The sequence below is a fragment of the Streptomyces sp. McG3 genome (assembly GCF_018619185.1).
In the GTDB taxonomy this organism is placed as follows: domain Bacteria; phylum Actinomycetota; class Actinomycetes; order Streptomycetales; family Streptomycetaceae; genus Streptomyces.
This window is the reverse complement of the sequence record NZ_JAAXYC010000488.1, coordinates 1-3,878: the sequence shown is the minus strand read 5'-3', so window position 1 is coordinate 3,878 and position 3,878 is coordinate 1. Positions and strand designations below refer to the sequence as shown.

The 3,878-nt window shown below is 73.6% G+C and carries 4 protein-coding genes; all 4 read left to right on the top strand.

Annotated features, from left to right (window positions below; all coding sequences use genetic code 11):
• Positions 1-690: ABC transporter permease (locus HET64_RS37440; RefSeq protein ID WP_215111696.1), on the top strand; the 690-nt coding region annotated here is incomplete at its 5' end.
• Between the two features lie 233 nt (positions 691-923).
• Positions 924-1,514 (top strand): TetR/AcrR family transcriptional regulator, encoded by a 591-nt coding sequence (locus tag HET64_RS37435; protein WP_215111695.1) that lies wholly within the window; start codon positions 924-926, stop codon positions 1,512-1,514.
• Between the two features lie 139 nt (positions 1,515-1,653).
• Positions 1,654-2,940, top strand: a complete 1,287-nt coding sequence (locus HET64_RS37430) for a hypothetical protein (protein ID WP_215111694.1) — start codon at positions 1,654-1,656, stop codon at positions 2,938-2,940.
• A gap of 250 nt (positions 2,941-3,190) precedes the next feature.
• A partial coding sequence (locus HET64_RS37425; RefSeq protein WP_215111693.1) for a PAS domain-containing protein occupies positions 3,191-3,878 on the top strand: 688 nt, incomplete at its 3' end.

The window sequence follows — 3,878 nt, the reverse complement described above, 5'->3', positions numbered from 1 at the left end:
GGCCCCGACGGCGGGGCGGGCCCGGCGTTCCTCGCCCAGGTCACCAACAACGGCCTGTTCCTCGTGTTCGCCGCCCTCGCCGCGACCCTGCCGGTCTTCCTGCCGATGGCCGTCGGCGTCGTCGCGGGCGACGCGATCGCGGGCGAGGCGAGCAGCGGCACCCTGCGCTATCTGCTGGTCGCCCCGGCCGGCCGGACCCGGCTGCTGCTGGTGAAGTACGCCTCCGTCCTCACCTTCTGCCTGGTCGCGACCCTGGTCGTGGCGGCGTCGGCCCTGGCGGCGGGTGCGCTGCTGTTCCCGGTGGGCGAGGTCACCACGATCTCCGGGACCCGGATCAGCTTCGCCGAGGGGCTGGTGCGGGCGGCGCTGACGGCGCTGGTCGTCGCGGTCTCCCTGACCGGGTTCGCCGCGCTCGGGCTGTTCGTCTCGACGCTGACCGGCAGCGGGATCGGGGCGATGGCGGCCACGGTCGGGCTGCTGGTCACGGTGCAGATCCTGGACAGCATTCCGCAGCTGAGCGGCGTGCACCCCTACCTGTTCGCGCACTACTGGATGTCCTTCGCGGACGTCCTGCGCGAACCCGTCCACTGGGACGACCTGATCAAGAACTTCCAACTGCAGGGGCTGTACGTCGCGGTGTTCGGCTCGGCGGCCTGGGCGCGCTTCACGGCCAAGGACATCACGGCCTGAGAGACGGTCCGGGAGAGCGCGTCTCCTGGCTGGATCGAATCGGCGGGAGGCCGTCCGCGCCGTCGGCCGGGCGAGCCGTCCCCCGATCGGCTCGTCGCGGCACGAACGGCACGAACGGTGCGGACACCGGGAACGACACGACACGGTACGTTCCGTTTCCGCCTGGGTATTGTTCGGTCTTTGGCGACGAGATGTCAACAAGAGATTGGCTGGAACCCCCCTATGCTCACCGAATGATCACATCGCCGAGCAGTGTGCGCCGCAGCGAAAGGTCACGCCGCGCGATCCTGCGGTCCGCTCTCGATCTCTGTACGGAGCGGGGGTACGGGCACGTCACGATAGAGGCCATCGCGGCCGGGGCCGGGGTCAGCAAGAAGACGATCTACCGCTGGTGGCCGTCGAAGGGCGCGGTCCTGCTGGAGGCGTTCACGGACGCCCTGATCGACGCCACGCCGTTCGTGGACACCGGAGACATCGGCGCCGACCTCCGCGCCCACGTCGCCGGCGCGGTGAAACTGCTCTCGGTCCCGCCGTTCGGCCCCGCCTACGCGGGCATCCTCTCCGAGCTGCACCACGACGACCTGCTGGCCCGGCAACTGCGGGAGGAGCTGGTCGACCCGCGCGTCGAGGAAGCGATCGGCCGGCTCCGCGGCGCCCAGGAACAGGGCCAGATCCCGCCCGGCGCGGACCTCCCGCTGGCCGTGGAGATGCTGTACGGCCCGGTCTACTACCGCCATGTGCTGCGCAAGCCCGTCCAGGACGAGGAGACGATCGCCACCCTGGTGAACCACGTACTGCGCTCCCTGCGCGCGCCGGGGTACTGAGGCCGGAAGGGCGGCGTGCCGCGCCCCCGGAAGCGTGATGTCACATCCATCATGACAGGTCAGAGGATGTTCTCGTAGGAGTAACGGCACAGCCGCGCAGCCTTGTTGGGCCCCCGTCGGGGCGCCCACAATTCCCGCTATGAATCACTCGCGGAAAGTCGATCAGGACGACATCGTGCGGGCGCGGAACGTGCTGCTCGCGTCGGGACGCCGCACTCCGCGCGAGGAGGTCGACGCCTACCGGGTGCTCGCCCAGGTCAGCCCCGCCTCGTACCTGCCGCTCCTGGCCGAGGCGCTCCAACGTCTCAGCTACGACACCGGCTCCCTCACCCGGCACGCGTCCGCCCCGGAGCTGTGCGAGGAGGCGGTGGCCGTGGCGCGGTGCATCGATCCGGCCGAACCGGCCCGCGCGGATGTCCTCTACCGGGCACTCGACAGCCACCGGAGGGAGCTGTACCGCCTGGGCCGGCGCACGGAAGGCCTCGCCCGGTGCGCCGAGATGCTCGACATCAGCCGCGCCCAGGCCGAGTCGGCCGGAGCCCCGGCGACCAAAGGGCTGGTCGAGTGGGCTGCCGGACTCTCCGAGGAAGGCCGGTACGCCGAGGCAGCCGACGCCATGGACGAGCTGGTCGCGGCGCTCCTGCCCCGGGGGCCCCGCAGCGGGGCGCTCGCCTGGACACTCCTGGACCGGATCGCCGCTCTCCATGACGCCGGCCGCATCGACGACGCGCTCGCCGCGTTCGAGGAGGCCGTCGCCATGGAGGCGGCCGAAGCGGCGGCGGACCGCGGCCCGATGGCCTGTCACCTCTACGCGCTCATGGGGTACGCCCGGCTGCTCGACACCCACGGTCGGGACGAGCGCGCGTCCCTGGCACGGCAGGAAGCACTCGCCGTGCTGACGGAGTTGGCCGGCACCGGTGAGCGGAAGACCTGGAGCGGTTACCAACGGAGTTTCTGGGCGGCGCTGGTGACCCTCTCCGGTACCTACGGCGACCGGCCGCCCGCGCCCGACGAACCGCGTCCGCCTTCGGGCACGGCGCCGATGCGAGGGTCGCCCCGTGCCCAGTGGCGCGACGTCGACAGCCGTCATGCCCTGCGCGCCCAGGTGGACGCCCTCGCTCCACGCGCCGCCGAGGACCCGGACGGGCACCTGGCCGAACTGGTCCGCCTGCACCGGGACCTCACCCTCCGCACCGCCGTCTTCCAGGAGAACCGCACGCGTCTGATCGCGGACGCCATGCGCTCCCTGTACGACGAGGGAGTGGACCTGGCCCGTCGACTGGCCCGGCACGACCCGGCGGAGGGCCCGCGGGCGCTGGCCGGAAGGCTGATCGACCGGTCGGCCCTGCACACCGTCGCCCACGATTTCGGCCCCGCCCTCGACGACTTCCGCCAGGCCCTGACGTGCCTGGGGGAGCCCGCCTGAACCCGGGCCGGTCGGCGGGGCCAGGACCGGCGGCGCCCATCCCCCGACCAGGGTGAGCCCCCGGCGGTGCGCTCGCCGCTCACGCCGCCACGCCGCCACGGCTCCACCGGCCCGCCGTTCCCGTCGCCGGACCCGTCGTTCACACCTCTGCCCTCCACCGGTGGCCGGGCCCGGTGCGGCGGGTGATGCTGGTCCGGCGCGTGCCGGCTCCGGTGCACCGGTGCGCCGGAGCCGGAGGGCGGGTGGAGCCGTGGCGGACGCCGAGACCCCGGCCGGGCCCGGAACGCCCCGGGACGTTCCGGACCAGCCGGACGCGGCACTGCTGGACGCGGCACTGCTGGCGACCCTGTTCACCCAGTCCGCCGTCGGCCTGGTCGTGCTCGATCCGCAGCTCCGTCTCGTACGGGCCAGCTCCCTCGTCGACGGCGTGGAGACCGGGGAGTACCTCGGCCGCCGGTTCACCGAGGCCTTCCGGCTCGACGACCCCGACGGCTCCGAGCAGCTCATGAAGCGGGTGCTCGCCGGCGAAGGCCCGGTGCGCGACCGACTCGTGCGCGGCCGGCTGCGCGGGGTCCCCGACGACCGGGAGTTCCTGGTCTCCTCCTACCGTCTCGACGGCCCCGGCGGCCCCGACGCACCCGCCCTCGGCCTGCTGACCGCTGTCGTCGACGTCACCGAGCGCCAACGGGCCCGCGCCCGGGAGGCCGCGCTCGCCGCCGTGCGGGACGCCGTCGGCGGCTCCCTCGACGTCGCCGCCACCTGCCGCGCCTTCGCCGACGCCCTGGTGCCCCGATTCGCCGACCTCGCCGTCGTCGAGGTGGTGGACGACGTCCTGCGCGGCGCCGACCCGCCGGTGGGCCCGCTGCCGCCCGGCACCCCGCTGCGCCGCGCCGCGAGCGGCCGGTGCGACACCCTCCGGGACGCGGCGGAGGGGGAGG

What these genes read in the sequence shown, in the direction of transcription:
- HET64_RS37435 (WP_215111695.1), top strand. Translation starts at nt 924, where the DNA reads ATGATCACATCGCCGAGCAGTGTGCGCCGCAGCGAAAGGTCACGCCGC.
- HET64_RS37430 (WP_215111694.1), top strand. Translation starts at nt 1,654, where the DNA reads ATGAATCACTCGCGGAAAGTCGATCAGGACGACATCGTGCGGGCGCGG.